Origin of the sequence: Kitasatospora sp. NRRL B-11411 (assembly GCF_000721345.1) — a bacterium.
Taxonomy (GTDB): Bacteria; Actinomycetota; Actinomycetes; order Streptomycetales; family Streptomycetaceae; genus Kitasatospora; species Kitasatospora cineracea.
In genome coordinates, this window is sequence record NZ_JOGH01000328.1 from 1 (window position 1) to 330 (window position 330).

At 57.0% G+C, this 330-nt stretch carries 2 rRNA genes; both read right to left on the bottom strand.

The features are described from left to right. A 5S ribosomal RNA gene (gene rrf / locus IH44_RS43560) occupies positions 1–97 on the bottom strand; the annotation flags it as partial. A gap of 136 nt (positions 98–233) precedes the next feature. Continuing rightward, a 23S ribosomal RNA gene (locus IH44_RS0140205) occupies positions 234–330 on the bottom strand; the annotation flags it as partial.

A 330-nucleotide genomic window follows, 5' to 3' on the forward strand; every position in this document is an offset into this window, starting at 1 on the left:
CCCACAGGGTCCCCCCTGCAGTACCATCGGCGCTGTGAGGCTTAGCTTCCGGGTTCGGAATGTAACCGGGCGTTTCCCTCACGCTATGACCACCGAAACCCTATCGGGTATTCAGCGAACACACTTTTCAGTTGAAAGTTGTGTTACTTAACCTGGCGGAGCCAAGAAAACTAGGCTCCGGACCGGCGATAGCTGTTCGCTACCCGGGAACCACACAGTGAACGCGAGCGTCTGAGGACAAGCCCTCGGCCTATTAGTACCGGTCAACTCCACCCCTCACAGGGCTTCCATATCCGGCCTATCAACCCAGTCGTCTACTGGGAGCCTTAC